This window comes from Stenotrophomonas maltophilia group sp. SKK55 (assembly GCF_057179845.1).
This window is the reverse complement of sequence record NZ_JBXUHP010000003.1, coordinates 12,346-25,215: the sequence shown is the minus strand read 5'-3', so window position 1 is coordinate 25,215 and position 12,870 is coordinate 12,346. Positions and strand designations below refer to the sequence as shown.

Below are 12,870 nucleotides of genomic sequence, written 5' to 3'. Positions count from 1 at the left end.
GTGACCGTGCTCAGCACCAGCGCCTGCGCGAAAGCCCCATCCACGGAAACGGGCCCGAACGGAACCCCCATGTCCGAAGCCGCAACCGGCCCACGCACGGTGGGCGGACAGACCTACACGACGCAGCCGGTAGAGGCTCGGCTTGGCCCGCGCCGCTTCATGTTCCCGGCCAACCTCTACTACAACCAGACGGGCCCCCTGGCCGACGGGGGCGTCATGCTCACGGTGTTCTGGCCGGATTTCGATGCAGCGCCCCCCGGTGATCGCCCGGTGCGCAGCACGCAGGACAGCCGGCGGCAGGTGCTGGTCGAGCTTAGATACATCGATCGCGTTCCCATCCAGAACTATCTGGCACGTCGGTCCAGCAGTGAGGCCACCAGCGCGCCGGGATCGCTGGAGCGAAGGGACCCGGTAGAGAATCTTACGCTGCGCGTTGCACAACCCGAGCGCTGGGGTCTGACGCCGTATGCGATTGACCCATCTTTGATGTCAGCTTATGCAAAGGAGTCAGAGGCTGCGCTGGGCAGGCCTTACGTGCACAACCCAGGAATGGAACCAGACTGGTATGTGGCCCGCTCGACGGCGGGCCAACCGACAACGTTCATCAGCTGCGACCCGGCAGACCGCATTCCTGACGGACTTGTAGTTCAGGGAAAGACACTTGAACGCGCCGGCGAAGGCCAGATCGCAATGTGCCGCCATTCCATCGTGGACGCGGGCGACAGCATCGCCATCGAGATGAACTATGCACGCGTCATGCTGAGCGACTGGCAGCGCCTGGAAACCAGCGTTCGTGATCTTCTGGAACGATATCGCGTTCAGCCGTGAACGATGGAGGTCCGGGCGCTCTTCATTCGGGTCGTACAGTGGCTTCAACCCGGACAGGGACCCACCGAGGGTCATCACAGCCAAAGACGCTTCTGCGCAGCTCTCCTCCATCATGAGCCTGCGTCTACGCAGTCCAGTTCGGAGAGGGAGACCGATGAATACGATCCCCGTCTATCGGCAGAATGGCGAGCTGACTTACCCGTGACACTCAGCGTACCGGCGGTGGCGAGGCTGCCTTATTTAGGCCTGCGCAAGTAAGCAACCAGCAGTTCCGGCTGGTACGGCTCAAGCTGTGGCAGAGGGGAGTGCAGTTGCACTTCAACCCGGTATCGGCCCGGCGACGGATTGCGTGCCCATGCGAAGGCCAGCTGTGCATAGTTATCATCGGGTCGTTCCAGCCCAGCATTCTGCAGCGCCAGCACGTCAACATCGTCCAGCCACGCATTTGTCACTCGACCATCGGCGGGGATGGGAATCGCCCTGGCAGGCTCCCCAATGATCGATTCCAACCGGAGCAACGGCACGTCCTTCCATCCACTCGATTCCAGGCGCTGCATGGAAACCTTCGCCTGGAACCCGGACGCCCGAACATCGGCCAGTGCCCAAAACGCCGCGGTGTTATCCGTGCGGTCAACGCGAATGCCGATCATGAGCGTTGGAGAGGAATTTTTGCTGGGAGCAGCCACATCGAACTCGACCGTCAATGGTGCATCCATTGACGAGGTGGGCATGGCTCGCACAAGCGGCACCAGATCCGGACGATGGGCCTCTGCTATCGAGCCTTCGTCGCGAGCCGCATCGGGCCGGCACGCGGTAGCCAGAAGAACGAGTAGTGCTGCGAGCATGCATATCCGGCGCATTCCATGTTGCGTCATCTTCAGTCATCCGTCCAGATCGCCAGTGCAGTGCATGCCCTACTCATCCCCCGCTCGCCGCACGAATCTGTATGTCGTGCTGCACCCGCTGGTCTTCCAGCTGCTGGTCCATCTGATTCACAAGCGCACGCTGATGCGCTTCACGGCTGACCGCATCGAACTGCTGCAGTGATTCCTCCACCGATGTCTGCGCCGCCAGCTCAGTCGGCATCGCAGCGCGCTGATGCGCCGGATTGCTGGGCTCGCCCTGCACCACGAACAGCGTGTGCCCAGCCGGGTGTTCACGCGTGGCGTTGCTCACTAGAACATGGTCCACCCGGTCCAGGTCGTTGTCCTTGGCCAGTACCAGAAGGCTGGCGGTCATGCGTTCGCTGACTTCGTCGAAGCTGCGGCCGTGCTTGGCGTCCAGCGCTTCCACGCCCTCGCGGATCTGCTGATACAGCGCATGATCGGGATGGCCGGGCTGGGTGGGGTCCTGCACCACCCGGCTCGGGGCCGATGCCTCATCCGGTGCAGGTTCGGCTGGCTCAGGGCTTGGCGCAATCGTGGGCGCGGCAGGAACAGTGACAGCCGCAGTGACGGGCTGGAGGTCATCCAATGGAGTCGGTTCGGGCTCTGGCACGGTTTGTGCCGCTTCCTGCTCCAAAGGCCATGAATCGCGCGCAGGCTCAGCAGGCAGCGGCTCCTTGAAGGGCACCGGTTCCACCTCCTGCACTGCCATGTCCTGCTTTGGAGTGGGAGCAACCGCAGGCACCGGGGCGATCCGCTCCGGCTCCGATGCCTGCTCTGTGCGTTGCGCGGGCATCATCTGCGTTGCCGCATCCAGTGGCGCGGCGACATGTGGCGTCGCGCGCTCAGGTGCGGCCGGGTGCGCCTGCATCGGCCCAGCGGGCTCTGGCGTCTGTGAGGCGGTACGGTTTTCGGTGGGCGCCTCGCTGTTTGGATGGGGCTGAGGTTGGGGCTCCGCCTCACGCCGCGGCGGATCGCGCTGCTCGGCGTGCCGTTGAGGCGCGGGCTTGTCCTGTGGGGCGGGCGTAGGCGGTGGCGTGACCCCTATCGCGGGCGGCGCTGCCGCAACCGCCGCAGGCGCGATGGGTTGCGCAGTCGCCGGCTCTTCAGGCCGCACTTCCACGCTCCCATCCTGCTCGGATGGCTTGTCGCCATGTGCCACCTGCGCGGCTACTCGTGCAGCCTGCCCTGCATCCACCTGCGCAGCACCCAGCCGATTGGCTTCCTGCAGTGCCTGCCGGTACGCCTCCTGCTCACCCGCCGACAGCGCAGCAATGCGCAGCTCGGGCGAGTCGGGCAACGGCGCCTGCTCATTGGCACGCGCGCGCACCTCATTCCATGCGGCCTGCAGCTCCTGCGTGCTGGTGGTCGCGACGGCACGCGCCACGCCATCCTGACCCACCTGGTAATGGGTGATGGGCCGGGGCGCGCCCGCGTTGCCCTCGGCTACAGGCCTCAGTTCCTGCAGCGTGGGACCCGTAATGCCGTGCTGCTCGCGCGTGCGTGCCGTGGCCAGGGCAATGGCCTGCTCCCACGCCGGGGTCAGCGCAACGCCCGCAACGTAGTAGCTGTGGCGCAGCTCGTTCTGGTTCACTTCCGCCGCAGATGGCAACGGTCGCGCGTCCAATGCGGCAATCGTCTGATTGAACTGATCGAGCGACGGCTGCTGGATGGTGCGGGTCAGCTCCAATTCCAGCGCCATGTTCCCCTGCGCGATCTGGCCAGCGTGGTGCCATTGCCCTGCTTCATCGCGCTGGTAGAGCTGGTTGTCCGAGCCCTGGATGGCGTCGGGCCTGGCACGGGCCTGCTCCACCGCTTCCGGCACCAGCGGCACGAAATCACTGGCTCGTGTGGCAGCACGGGTCTCTAAATAGCTGGCGGCAATGGCGGCCTTGCCGTTGGCGATGTTGTTCTCGATGCGCTGCACCGCCTCGCGATTCAACTCGTTGGCGCGTTCGGGGCTGGCGATCTGCGTCTCGTACACACCCCGGTCGTTGGCACCGGACACGCCAATCTTGACCTGCCGCGTCCACTGTTCGGTCTGCGCATCGCGGTGCCAGTTGGGATTGTCCAGACGGCCCTCGCCGTCCTTCGCCGGAATACTGAAAGGATCCTGCGGCGGCGGTGCCTTGCCCAGCGCCAGCTCTACCGCTTTTACATGGGCGTATGCGCCCAGCTCGCGGGCCTTCTCGTAACTGGCGCCCACACTGCGCTCAGTCGGATTGCCCAGGCCATCGCCCGCGCTGTCCATGACCGCCTGGCGCTGCCAGTTGCGGCCATCGAACTGCCATGTGACATCGGCTTTGTCGGTCTGCCGGTAGATGGCGCGATTGTCGAGCAGATCGGCACCCTTGTCGAACGCCTTGCTCATCAGCAGCGCATCGCCCGCGACGATGGCCGCAGGGACGAAACTGGAGGTGCCAATCACCGACGCCGTGGCCATGCCACCGATCCAGCCACCGCCGTTGCGTGCCAGAGCGTGGGTGAGCTCGGACTGAGCGGCGGTGCCGTTGCCCTCTTCCAGCAGCTGCGAGGTGCGACGGGCGGTAATGACAGCGTCGGCGCCGGATGCGAGCAGGCCGCCGGAGCGAATAAGTTGGCTGGTGGAGGCTTCACCGAGGAGGAGGTCCATGGTGATGCCGCCTTGCTGCAAGCGAGGCGCACGAATGCGATAGGCAGCCTCCTCACCTAGCACTCGCTCCACTTTCAGGATGCCCGGCTCCGACATGACAATCCGACCAGATTGTTGCGCATCGGAGATTGCCGCCGACAAGCTGTTCCTCTGAAGCTCAAGATCACTTCCTTTAGTCAGCTTGGTGCCGAACTGATCATGGACATCCAGCAAGGCCACAATGCGCGATTCAGTTCTGGTCACTAGAAGATGCATTCGCTCGTCTGGACGCATGCCAGTCAACGCGCCGTACTGCGAAGAGTGGACCTGCGCGTAGCGATCGACATTTCCGAAGAATGCCTGCGTCCGCGGCCTGATGGCATCTGAATCCATGCCAAGAGGAGCGTTCGTGTAAAGATCACCGTTGACTAGGCCAATCGTCATCGTGTCGCGAAGGCCGTTGACCTGAGCTGCCACGCGCTGCATCGCAGCCACGTCACCGCGAAGCGCAGCTTGGCCGTCTGGTGATGCCTCGATCATCTCCAGAGAAAAGGTGATTCCGTTCTGATAGTCCTTGATCGGCCCCCCACCATGAGGGGAAACACCCATGGCAGCAGCGAGGCTCTTGTCTGCCGGCATGTAGAGCAGGTTCTCGAACACGTCCTTCTCAACGAGCTCTGCGTCCACCAATGCCTGCAGAAAATCGTTGTTATTGAAGGTTTGTTGCTCAAGCACATGGTGCTTCTGAAGAATCGGACTGTTGCGCGGCATAGAGCGACCTCTTCCTTGAGTTCAATCAGCGGACTCAGATATCAGCTGCGTCCGTAAACGATAGTCCTCGCGACTCGCCCCTACCGCCGATGCCGGCGGCCAGAACCGCATCGCGCAAAGCGCTGTCACAGAAAACCAGGTTCCCTGAGTAAGGCGTTCTGAATATGTGCGCCTGGCTGATGACATCCTTTCGGAACGCCAAGGAACTCCCACCCCTGAGGTCGTAAAACTTGCCTCCGGGATAGCCCTCGTCGCGAACAACGCGGAGCTTTGACGCAGCTTCATCGACCGCATCGATCACTCGGGTCACATCGCAGAGGAAGTAGCGCGGCCCTTCAGATCCATTGGCGAGGCGGTATTCGCTCTCCGCAAACTCGAATCCGTTCGGATCGACTGAGACGAACGCGTTGCGCAGGCGCTCCGAGACGAGCCAGTAACCGCTCATCCCTCCTTCAAGATCTTCAGGAAGCCCCCCCTTCTTGGGTGAGTGAACCAACAGTGGTTTCTCTGCCAAAGGTGGAAATCCCCCCCCTTCAGGACGTAGGATCAGCCGTGGAGGCGTGCGAAGTTTCTTCACATTCTCGAACACTACCCCGTGACCCTTTCCCCCTCGAGTGGTGTCCGGCATCAAGAGGAAGAATTCTCCGCGTCTGGGCTGAGTTGACTCCATTTGCTCCATGATATTCATCCCTTATAAAGTCCTAATTGCTAGCCTAGGGCCAGCCTGAAAGAGAGGGAGGCGACCTCCTTTCATTTACGTGAAAGCTGGCGCCACGCCTACCGCACTTTACCCCGGCGTGACTTGGCGGTCGTACATTCCCAACGCACCGAAGCTCCAAGCGCTGGCACTCCCCAACTTCAGCTCCGCTAGGCCAACACCAGATCCCCATTGATCAGCGCCACCTTCACCGTGTCCTGCAGCATCCTCACGGCCTCCAGTGCCCGAACGGTAGAGCCTAGGTCGCCTTCAAGCGCCCCCTGCCCGTCTGGCGATGCCTCGATGGCAGCCAACTGCTGCAACATGCCCCGTGTGTAGGCATCAATCGGCTCCTGCACATAGCGCGCGCATCCCAGCTCATCTGCGAACGCTTGCCCAATGGGCAGGTACAGCCAATTGGGTGCAGAGTTGATGTCGAACTCGCCCGCCACCTGCAGATGGCGAAGTAGGTTGCTTCCCGCAACGATCGTGGGACCGATGATCAACTGAGAATCGAACAGCGCGTCATTGTCTTCGATGGCAGCCATGGGTCTCCTTTCCTATGGATGTTGCGATGGGTAACTACGGTACTCTTTTACTCTGGCATGCATTGGTACGCAATCGGACCACAATGAAATTGTGGGGACGGCCGACGGCGCGTCCTGCCGTGTGAGACTCATCGCAGCCACGCTCCTCTTCTCACTGGAGGATACCCATGATCAGAATCGACCCCACCTGGCTTGAAGCCTTCGACAAGGAGCTCCTCCACCTGTTCGCCATCGACCATCGCGACGCTGGCATGGATGAGTACCTGCTGGGTTGCTACGCAGACCTTCCGCCACGCGAGGCGGCGCTGGCGTTCGGCAGCGACTACGACCTGGAGCGCGACGATGCGCTGTGGGCTCGGCCGGGTATGGCGCTGCAAAGTTAAGTTGTGTCGCAATCGGCACGCTGCGCGAATGGGCGCTGTGGGCTACGTGTCGCTTTTGGGATCCCGAACAGCAGCAAACCGTGCTTTTCAATGCGCATTCGGGCGGTAACTTAACACCGACCGAAACCACTGCACCGCAAGGGTTCTACAGCGCGCGCCCCATGCAACAATGCCGTAAGCGTCAGCATTTACGGCCTCTGCGGCCTACGGTTTCTTGGCATCTCGCAACCATGCGAGTACACCTTGGCATGCCACCTCACACAGGGTGGCACGGGCGTCGAAAACCCGGTCAACAACCATGTGTTTGCGCTTGCCAGCCGGCGTCACGTTCGTGTGACGCCGGCTGGCAATCCGTTCGCGGTCCATGGCGGGCGGTGCGTGGGGGTCTTCGGACCCGCCGGATTGGTTGTTGACCGGTTTTCGAGCCTCGCATCGTCCGCCACTTTTATCGGTGGCGCTGCTGTCTGTCCTGTACAGAGCATTGCCATGAACACATCGGACTTCCGTTCCCTGCACGCGCAGTACGATCCGGACAACGCCGAACCCGAGCGCGAACCGTCCGTCGATCCCAACGCCTTCGTCGCCACGCTGCACCGCATCGGAACCGGTGCGGCTGCGGATGGCCAACCCTGGCCGGAGCGGCATCAACTACCTGGGCGGTGCCTTCAGTTGGCGGATGCGGATTGCGCGCTGGCCGGACTGCGCGTGGTGGCGGAGCTGATGCTGGCTGCGGAGCGGACTCGGCAGAACGGTGCGCCCGAGGAATACCTCGGGGATCGAGTTATGGAAGGGTTGAAGATGGCGTGTGTGGCGTTGACTGCGCAGGCTATTGAGCGGTTGCAGGTTCGGGAGTAGAGCCGAGGGCTTGAGCCCCATGTACTAGTCCGCGGGCTGCCGTCGCGGCCCATTCTCTGTTCGCCTTCGATCTGCAGGACTTCCGATGAAGTCTCTGACGTACGCCGTTGTCTACGTGGCAGTGCTTTTGGGTACTGCGCTGACCCACCGCTATCTGCCCAAAGGCGAGCTGGAGCTGAGGACCTACCCAAGGTCTCTGCCACTGAGTTCGCAGTGATGCGCGAGGACGTTTTGCGTCTAGCCGCAGGAAGTGCGGAGTTGGATGTGGGACTTTCTGGGAACAGCTACTTCGAGCTCAACTGTCGTAGGGAGCCCACTCTATTGGTGGATAACTCCTCGTCGCAGTTGCTCATTATTGGCCTCAGAAGTCGGGCCCACGAGACACTTTGCGCTCAGACCCTTCTCCTCCGCTGGAGCGGCCGCCTCGTGCCAGACCAGTGCGTCGGTGCAAGCGGAAGAAAGTGCTGACCGGCGCAGCGTCAACCGCTACTTCGGCCGGAATCAACCAATTAGCTCTGGTCCTGGTTTCTGATTAGGACTACGACTTGAATCGGATGGCCCCATTCCGGTCCCTGTGGCGCCAGACATAAAAACTTGGCGCGGTTCAACTCATAGGCTTACATGCCGATCCAAGTTCGGATCTCTTCAGCGATCGCGCTTTCGCTCAGCAAAGGATCTATCCCAGGTGACGCCACCCACGCAAACTTCCTGACCCGAATTTTTCCGATTGCAGCCGGCAAGGGTACCAAGCCATCCTCCCTGTGCCTGAAGCCCACGATGAATCCTCTCTCTGCTTCAAAGCCAGATGCGAATGCCACGATCTGATTGAAGCTTGCACGGTCCCAGTCACCCCCGAAGTATTTGTACTTGACGTCTCCCACGATGCGACCTCCATCCACGACGAGGTCGGGATTGAGCGTGATTCCACCCTCCGTTAGGCGGAGCCCACGCTTCCTCACGTCAATTGGCGAAAGCGCATTTGCGAGGATATTGCGTAAAGCGCTCTCCACTATGCCTGGCGTTGGGACCAGAAAGCAGGTCCCCACGACATTGCCCGCTTCCATGGAGGCTCCTCGCGACGCCAGAACCAGCTTGGCAAGCGGCAGTACCCTTGAATAGCGCGCATGTAGACGTGTGGCTTGGAATCGCCAATCGGATTCACGCAGTACACCCACAGGTCCCATCGCCCAAACGAGACGGCGTGCGCGCCGCCTCTGGTTCGCGTCGATAGTCGAGTCCGAAGCAAGCGCAGTACAGCTCGCCTTCATTAGCCGATTGATCGCCGCATCTTCGTCCAGCTCTGAATAGCTGCAATGAACCGCGACTCGACCAGAGAGGTTCGCCAGAACCGTGGGGACTGGCTGTACGGAGCCTCTCACCTCAGATAGCTCCTCCTCGTACTCGCTGTAGTCCCTATGCAGCCCAAGCCGCACCACTCGCTCAGCTTCCGCCAGCAGCCATCCACAGACCAGTTCACGCAAATCTCGCGAGCTGCCAACGCAGGTTGGGGAATCATCCACTCTCGGCGCCACCTCTGACCTCCCCATGAGGTGGCAGAAGTGACTCAGCGGGATCTTCGGAACAACCTGGAGCTGTAGGTCGCCCAGGCGAACCACACCCACCACGTTTCTAAATTTCAGTAGGTGCGTGCCGTTCGGCCGATACCCGACGCTAACCACTGATGCTTGTTCATCCGGGCTACCGCTACCGTTGGTATTCGTTTTTGACTTTGAGCCCCACCAGTTTAGGCGCCCTGCCATCCGACGACCAATTCCCTCTAACGCCTGAACTTGCTGATCTGATAAGCGAACGGACGATTCTCTATTTTCTTCGAGAATAACTTCAGTCAGCATAATCAGGCCATAGCTGGTTAACGCTCAGGGCACCCATGCCGTCCGGCTGATCGTAGTAATACTCCTCAATGAGGGGCAACAACTTTCGCGTCCAGACTTCCCGAAGAACTTTTGGGGACATGTCATTGCGCATGAAGAAGGAATGGCCGATGGTGTGGTGTCGGTCCAGGTCCCTAGTGAGATGTTCATTGAGCCTGGACAGACCTTCAATGACGACTTCTGACGGAAGAGCTATGGAACTGAAGTAGCGCTCCAACACATCAGTATCGGGTGCAAGCTCGAAAATTTCGAAGCGGCGCCGCATCGCCGCGTCTATGGAACGAATGCTGCGATCGGCGGTGTTCATCGTGGCGATGAACATCAGGTTGGAAGGCAGCTTGAACTCCTTGGAGAGCTGCAGACTGATTGCCTGGTCCCGATACTCAAGAAGATACAAAAGCTCCCCCATAACCCTTGGGAGATTCGCCCGATTTGCCTCATCCATGATGATGACGTAGGGGTGGTCTGGATCGTTGAGATGCCCGGCCTTGCGCATATCACGCACTACTTGCAGCACTACGCCGGCCGTCACATCAAACGAAACGCCTGAAGGACCTGCCACTGGGCGCAAACCTTCGATGAAGGCTTCATACGTGTAGCTAGGATGGAACTGGACCAGTCGCACCGCCCCCTTACGACCGCTGGTTAGGTAGGTTGCTAGCTTCTGGGCTACCCAGGTTTTACTGGTGCCGGGTGGACCGGCCAGAATCAGCTGCGGCTGGCTCCCGCGCAGACAATCGATCATGCTGCCAAGCGCTTCTTCGGCGAGGAGCGTCTCAGCCACCAACCAAGACATGTCTAGATCTAGATCTAGATCGAGCTCGGTTGAGCTACTTGCCCCGTCCACGCCAGCAGCATCCTGGCTTTCACTGTCTCTGAGCCATGAGTCTCTGAGGCGCTCGTACACGTAACCAAATGCGTTCTGATTCACCACGCTGTTAGAGGTGGAGAGCCCGTCTACCAATTCCAACTCTGCTACCGGGAATGGGTCAATAAACTCGATGGCCTCGAGCTTGAACCACGTTTTATAGGCGCCATTGGCGCTATCGTTGAGTCGGTTTCCTTCATCGTAGGTCCCTGATAGCGAGGGCCATGGATTGACCATCCCGTCCGCAGACGGCGCGCAGCGGAGCGCCCCCACGCGAGCCTTCGCGACGATCTGCCGCCTGCCGCCATTTATGTAGAGCGTGAAGCCGCTTGACAGCTCGTCACGGACACCTTCTCGGAGCCTGAATGTCCAGCCGCTAGCCCATCCTCCATTGCTATCTATGCCTTCTCGCACAGAGCCATAGTCCCGAGAGATTGTCTGCCATGTCCCCACGAGGGCAATGCGGCGATCAAATCGTGGCGCCACCCGATCTTTGTGAGCATCGACGACTGCGCCGTAAGCCTGCAGGGCTGTTTCGAGATCGGCGATCAGCGATTCGTCGGACGGGAGTTCGTCCACACCGTAGTACTTGGACGCGATCGTGGATGCTTCATACATGCGCGCCTTGCTGCCTTTGGAGCGGAGATCTATGCCTGCGGAAAAGTCGAAGCCCGCTTCGGCGAGGCTGGGGATGAGAGCCCTTACCCCTTCTGCACGGTCATTGAGCTTTCGAACGGCCTCCTTCCGGTGAAGTGACTCGAGCTCAGTGATCCCTTGGGCGAGAGTGAGGTAGACCCCGTCTCCTGCCTCGCTGAAGAGATAGACCACGTAGACCCCACGCTGAGTGGTGGTGGTTTCCCGTCGATCAAGAATTGATAGCCAGGGGATTGTTGCCCAGTTGCCCTTGCCGTAGCTCGCGACCACTTTTAGATGCTCGTTGCCGGCAACGGTCGGAAGGCGCTCGACTGCCTCCTTTAGCTCCCGAAAGACTTCTGCGACTTCATTCTCTCCGCCAAAGCTGACTTCAGACCGCGCCTGCTGGTATGTACGGAGGATCCTGCCAAGCATACCCCGTAGGTCCTGGGCTTCTTGGCCGGGCAATTGATCTGTCATATGAAGTTCCTAGCCGCTGTCTGGTGGCCATTTGGAGAACGGGCCAATTGCGACAACAGTATCGGAACGACATAGTATTCATCAATGATATCTTGGGTCCTGGCGACGTCCCCCGATATTGAGTAGGGGTGGGGTTTGGAGTCCAATTCTCAAGGACTAGGAGATCGGACGTGAAGAAGCTTTTTCGAAGAACAGATCATCGGCTTTGGGCGCGAAGCTGAGGCCGGTATGCCGATCAATGACCGCTGTCGCCGGCATGGCTTCAGCACGGCCTCGAACTATCTGTGGCGCAGCCAGTTCGGTGGCATGGGCCTACCCGAAGCCAGCGGCTGAAGAACTTTTAACGCGGTGGTGACCGCACGGGCGCGCAAGCTGCTGGTGCGAAGCATGGTCGAGAAAGGGCTACGCGAGCGGCGTGCACTCGCTGCTGCTCGCTTGGACGTCAGTGCGTTTCGCTACGAGCACAAGCGCCACCACAGTTCGTGCCGGCCCAGGGACAAATCCGCTTGGAGGCACTAACGGCTCCCTAACAACCACAATTTCTCGAAATGCACCGCAACAGATGGTCGCGGGACGCGGGCGGGTCATCAACCCAGCATTGCGCATGATCTGCCCACACCATTCCCAACTGGCTGGGCTAGCTTGGTACTGCTTCGCATAGCATCTTCGCCAGGCGGCCCAATATTAAACGCTTCCGCCAAATTTATTAATAGAGACCCGTGATTTTTCGCAAACTCCAAGAATGCATAGCGACCCAACTGAAAAAATCACTAACTATCAAAAATCGCCAAAGACTGTAAGCGCAGTAGAATCAGCCAAGTTTGGGACCATTCATTGAAGGCACCACTGAAGAGCAATCAAAATTCTCAATAATCAAGCTAAAGAGACGCCTAGTCGCTATTGCATCGCCAATTGCCGTATGCCTTTTGGAACTTGGCGGACTTATCCCAAAGTACTTAAAAGCTCCCGAAGAACTAGTCGCTGACTCGGGTATGAGCCCCATGATACTCAAACTCATCAACAGAGAATGGGTGTCGATAGACCGATGAGACAATCCGGCTATTCGCGAACGCCCTGCCTCAAAGGCCATTCTCTCCAGGAAGTATCGATCGAACGCGACGTTGTGACCGACCAGCATCATGTCTTCACCAGGCGATAATTCGCTAAGATAAGCCTCGATTGCGTTCAGCGCAGCGGATGCTGATCTTTTTTTTACCGACCACTCATCTTTCGTTTCCCGAAAATATGATTCCGCAAATTCAGACCAAGGCTGGCCAGAGAAGTCGTCGACATACCCTTCCAATATATCGTCACACGTCATTGGTACAAAAGCATAGCTGAGTATGCTATTGGTAAAAACATTAGCACCAGTCGTCTCAGTATCTACGACTATGAGCTTTTTGAGCAGGCTCGCCTTCAC

The 12,870-nt window shown here is 59.7% G+C and carries 10 protein-coding genes and 1 pseudogene; 4 read left to right on the top strand and 7 right to left on the bottom strand.

Annotated features, from left to right (window positions below; genetic code table 11):
* Nucleotides 1-69: 69 nt before the first annotated feature.
* Complete coding sequence (locus AC2A1N_RS01595) at nt 70-828, top strand: hypothetical protein (protein WP_242889763.1); 759 nt, start codon at nt 70-72, stop codon at nt 826-828.
* 236 nt (nt 829-1,064) lie between these two features.
* On the opposite strand, the gene AC2A1N_RS01590 is transcribed toward AC2A1N_RS01595, so the two are convergent.
* The 4 genes from AC2A1N_RS01590 to AC2A1N_RS01575 all read right to left on the bottom strand — a co-directional run bounded on the left by AC2A1N_RS01590 (nt 1,065) and on the right by AC2A1N_RS01575 (nt 6,339).
* Nucleotides 1,065-1,703 (bottom strand): hypothetical protein, encoded by a 639-nt coding sequence (locus AC2A1N_RS01590; RefSeq protein WP_242889765.1) that lies wholly within the window; start codon nt 1,701-1,703, stop codon nt 1,065-1,067.
* A 43-nt stretch (nt 1,704-1,746) separates the two neighbouring features.
* The gene (locus AC2A1N_RS01585; RefSeq protein WP_242889767.1) at nt 1,747-5,094 is read right to left on the bottom strand and encodes an XVIPCD domain-containing protein; all 3,348 of its coding nucleotides are present in this window, start codon (nt 5,092-5,094) and stop codon (nt 1,747-1,749) included.
* A gap of 34 nt (nt 5,095-5,128) precedes the next feature.
* On the bottom strand, nt 5,129-5,773 hold the full coding sequence (locus AC2A1N_RS01580; RefSeq protein WP_242889866.1) for a DUF1629 domain-containing protein: 645 nt from the start codon (nt 5,771-5,773) through the stop codon (nt 5,129-5,131).
* 188 nt (nt 5,774-5,961) lie between these two features.
* Nucleotides 5,962-6,339: a hypothetical protein gene (locus tag AC2A1N_RS01575; protein ID WP_242889769.1), complete on the bottom strand. Its 378-nt coding sequence runs from the start codon at nt 6,337-6,339 to the stop codon at nt 5,962-5,964.
* Between the two features lie 167 nt (nt 6,340-6,506).
* On the opposite strand from AC2A1N_RS01575, the gene AC2A1N_RS01570 reads away from it, so the two are divergent.
* Nucleotides 6,507-6,722, top strand: coding sequence for a hypothetical protein (locus AC2A1N_RS01570; RefSeq protein WP_242889771.1), 216 nt, complete (start codon nt 6,507-6,509; stop codon nt 6,720-6,722).
* A gap of 486 nt (nt 6,723-7,208) precedes the next feature.
* On the top strand, nt 7,209-7,577 hold the full coding sequence (locus tag AC2A1N_RS01565; protein WP_014645738.1) for a hypothetical protein: 369 nt from the start codon (nt 7,209-7,211) through the stop codon (nt 7,575-7,577).
* A gap of 617 nt (nt 7,578-8,194) precedes the next feature.
* On the opposite strand, the gene AC2A1N_RS01560 is transcribed toward AC2A1N_RS01565, so the two are convergent.
* On the bottom strand, nt 8,195-9,337 hold the full coding sequence (locus AC2A1N_RS01560) for a 5-methylcytosine restriction system specificity protein McrC (RefSeq protein WP_242889868.1): 1,143 nt from the start codon (nt 9,335-9,337) through the stop codon (nt 8,195-8,197).
* Nucleotides 9,338-9,419: 82 nt separating this feature from the next.
* Nucleotides 9,420-11,450 carry an MrcB family domain-containing protein gene (locus tag AC2A1N_RS01555; protein ID WP_484371332.1) on the bottom strand — a complete coding sequence of 677 codons (2,031 nt, stop codon included), beginning with the start codon at nt 11,448-11,450 and terminating at the stop codon, nt 9,420-9,422.
* A 174-nt stretch (nt 11,451-11,624) separates the two neighbouring features.
* Between AC2A1N_RS01555 and AC2A1N_RS01550 the strand changes: the two are divergent.
* A pseudogene (locus tag AC2A1N_RS01550) lies at nt 11,625-11,774 on the top strand (transposase); the annotation flags it as partial.
* A gap of 487 nt (nt 11,775-12,261) precedes the next feature.
* On the opposite strand, the gene AC2A1N_RS01545 reads toward AC2A1N_RS01550, so the two are convergent.
* A complete protein-coding gene (locus tag AC2A1N_RS01545) occupies nt 12,262-12,870 on the bottom strand; it encodes a 3'-5' exonuclease (RefSeq protein WP_242889775.1) in 609 nt (202 codons plus the stop codon).

What these genes read in the sequence shown, in the direction of transcription:
- AC2A1N_RS01595 (WP_242889763.1), top strand. Translation starts at nt 70, where the DNA reads ATGTCCGAAGCCGCAACCGGCCCACGCACGGTGGGCGGACAGACCTAC.
- AC2A1N_RS01590 (WP_242889765.1), bottom strand. Translation starts at nt 1,703, where the DNA reads ATGACGCAACATGGAATGCGCCGGATATGCATGCTCGCAGCACTACTC.
- AC2A1N_RS01585 (WP_242889767.1), bottom strand. Translation starts at nt 5,094, where the DNA reads ATGCCGCGCAACAGTCCGATTCTTCAGAAGCACCATGTGCTTGAGCAA.
- AC2A1N_RS01580 (WP_242889866.1), bottom strand. Translation starts at nt 5,773, where the DNA reads ATGGAGCAAATGGAGTCAACTCAGCCCAGACGCGGAGAATTCTTCCTC.
- AC2A1N_RS01575 (WP_242889769.1), bottom strand. Translation starts at nt 6,339, where the DNA reads ATGGCTGCCATCGAAGACAATGACGCGCTGTTCGATTCTCAGTTGATC.
- AC2A1N_RS01570 (WP_242889771.1), top strand. Translation starts at nt 6,507, where the DNA reads ATGATCAGAATCGACCCCACCTGGCTTGAAGCCTTCGACAAGGAGCTC.
- AC2A1N_RS01565 (WP_014645738.1), top strand. Translation starts at nt 7,209, where the DNA reads ATGAACACATCGGACTTCCGTTCCCTGCACGCGCAGTACGATCCGGAC.
- AC2A1N_RS01560 (WP_242889868.1), bottom strand. Translation starts at nt 9,337, where the DNA reads ATGGCAGGGCGCCTAAACTGGTGGGGCTCAAAGTCAAAAACGAATACC.
- AC2A1N_RS01555 (WP_484371332.1), bottom strand. Translation starts at nt 11,450, where the DNA reads ATGACAGATCAATTGCCCGGCCAAGAAGCCCAGGACCTACGGGGTATG.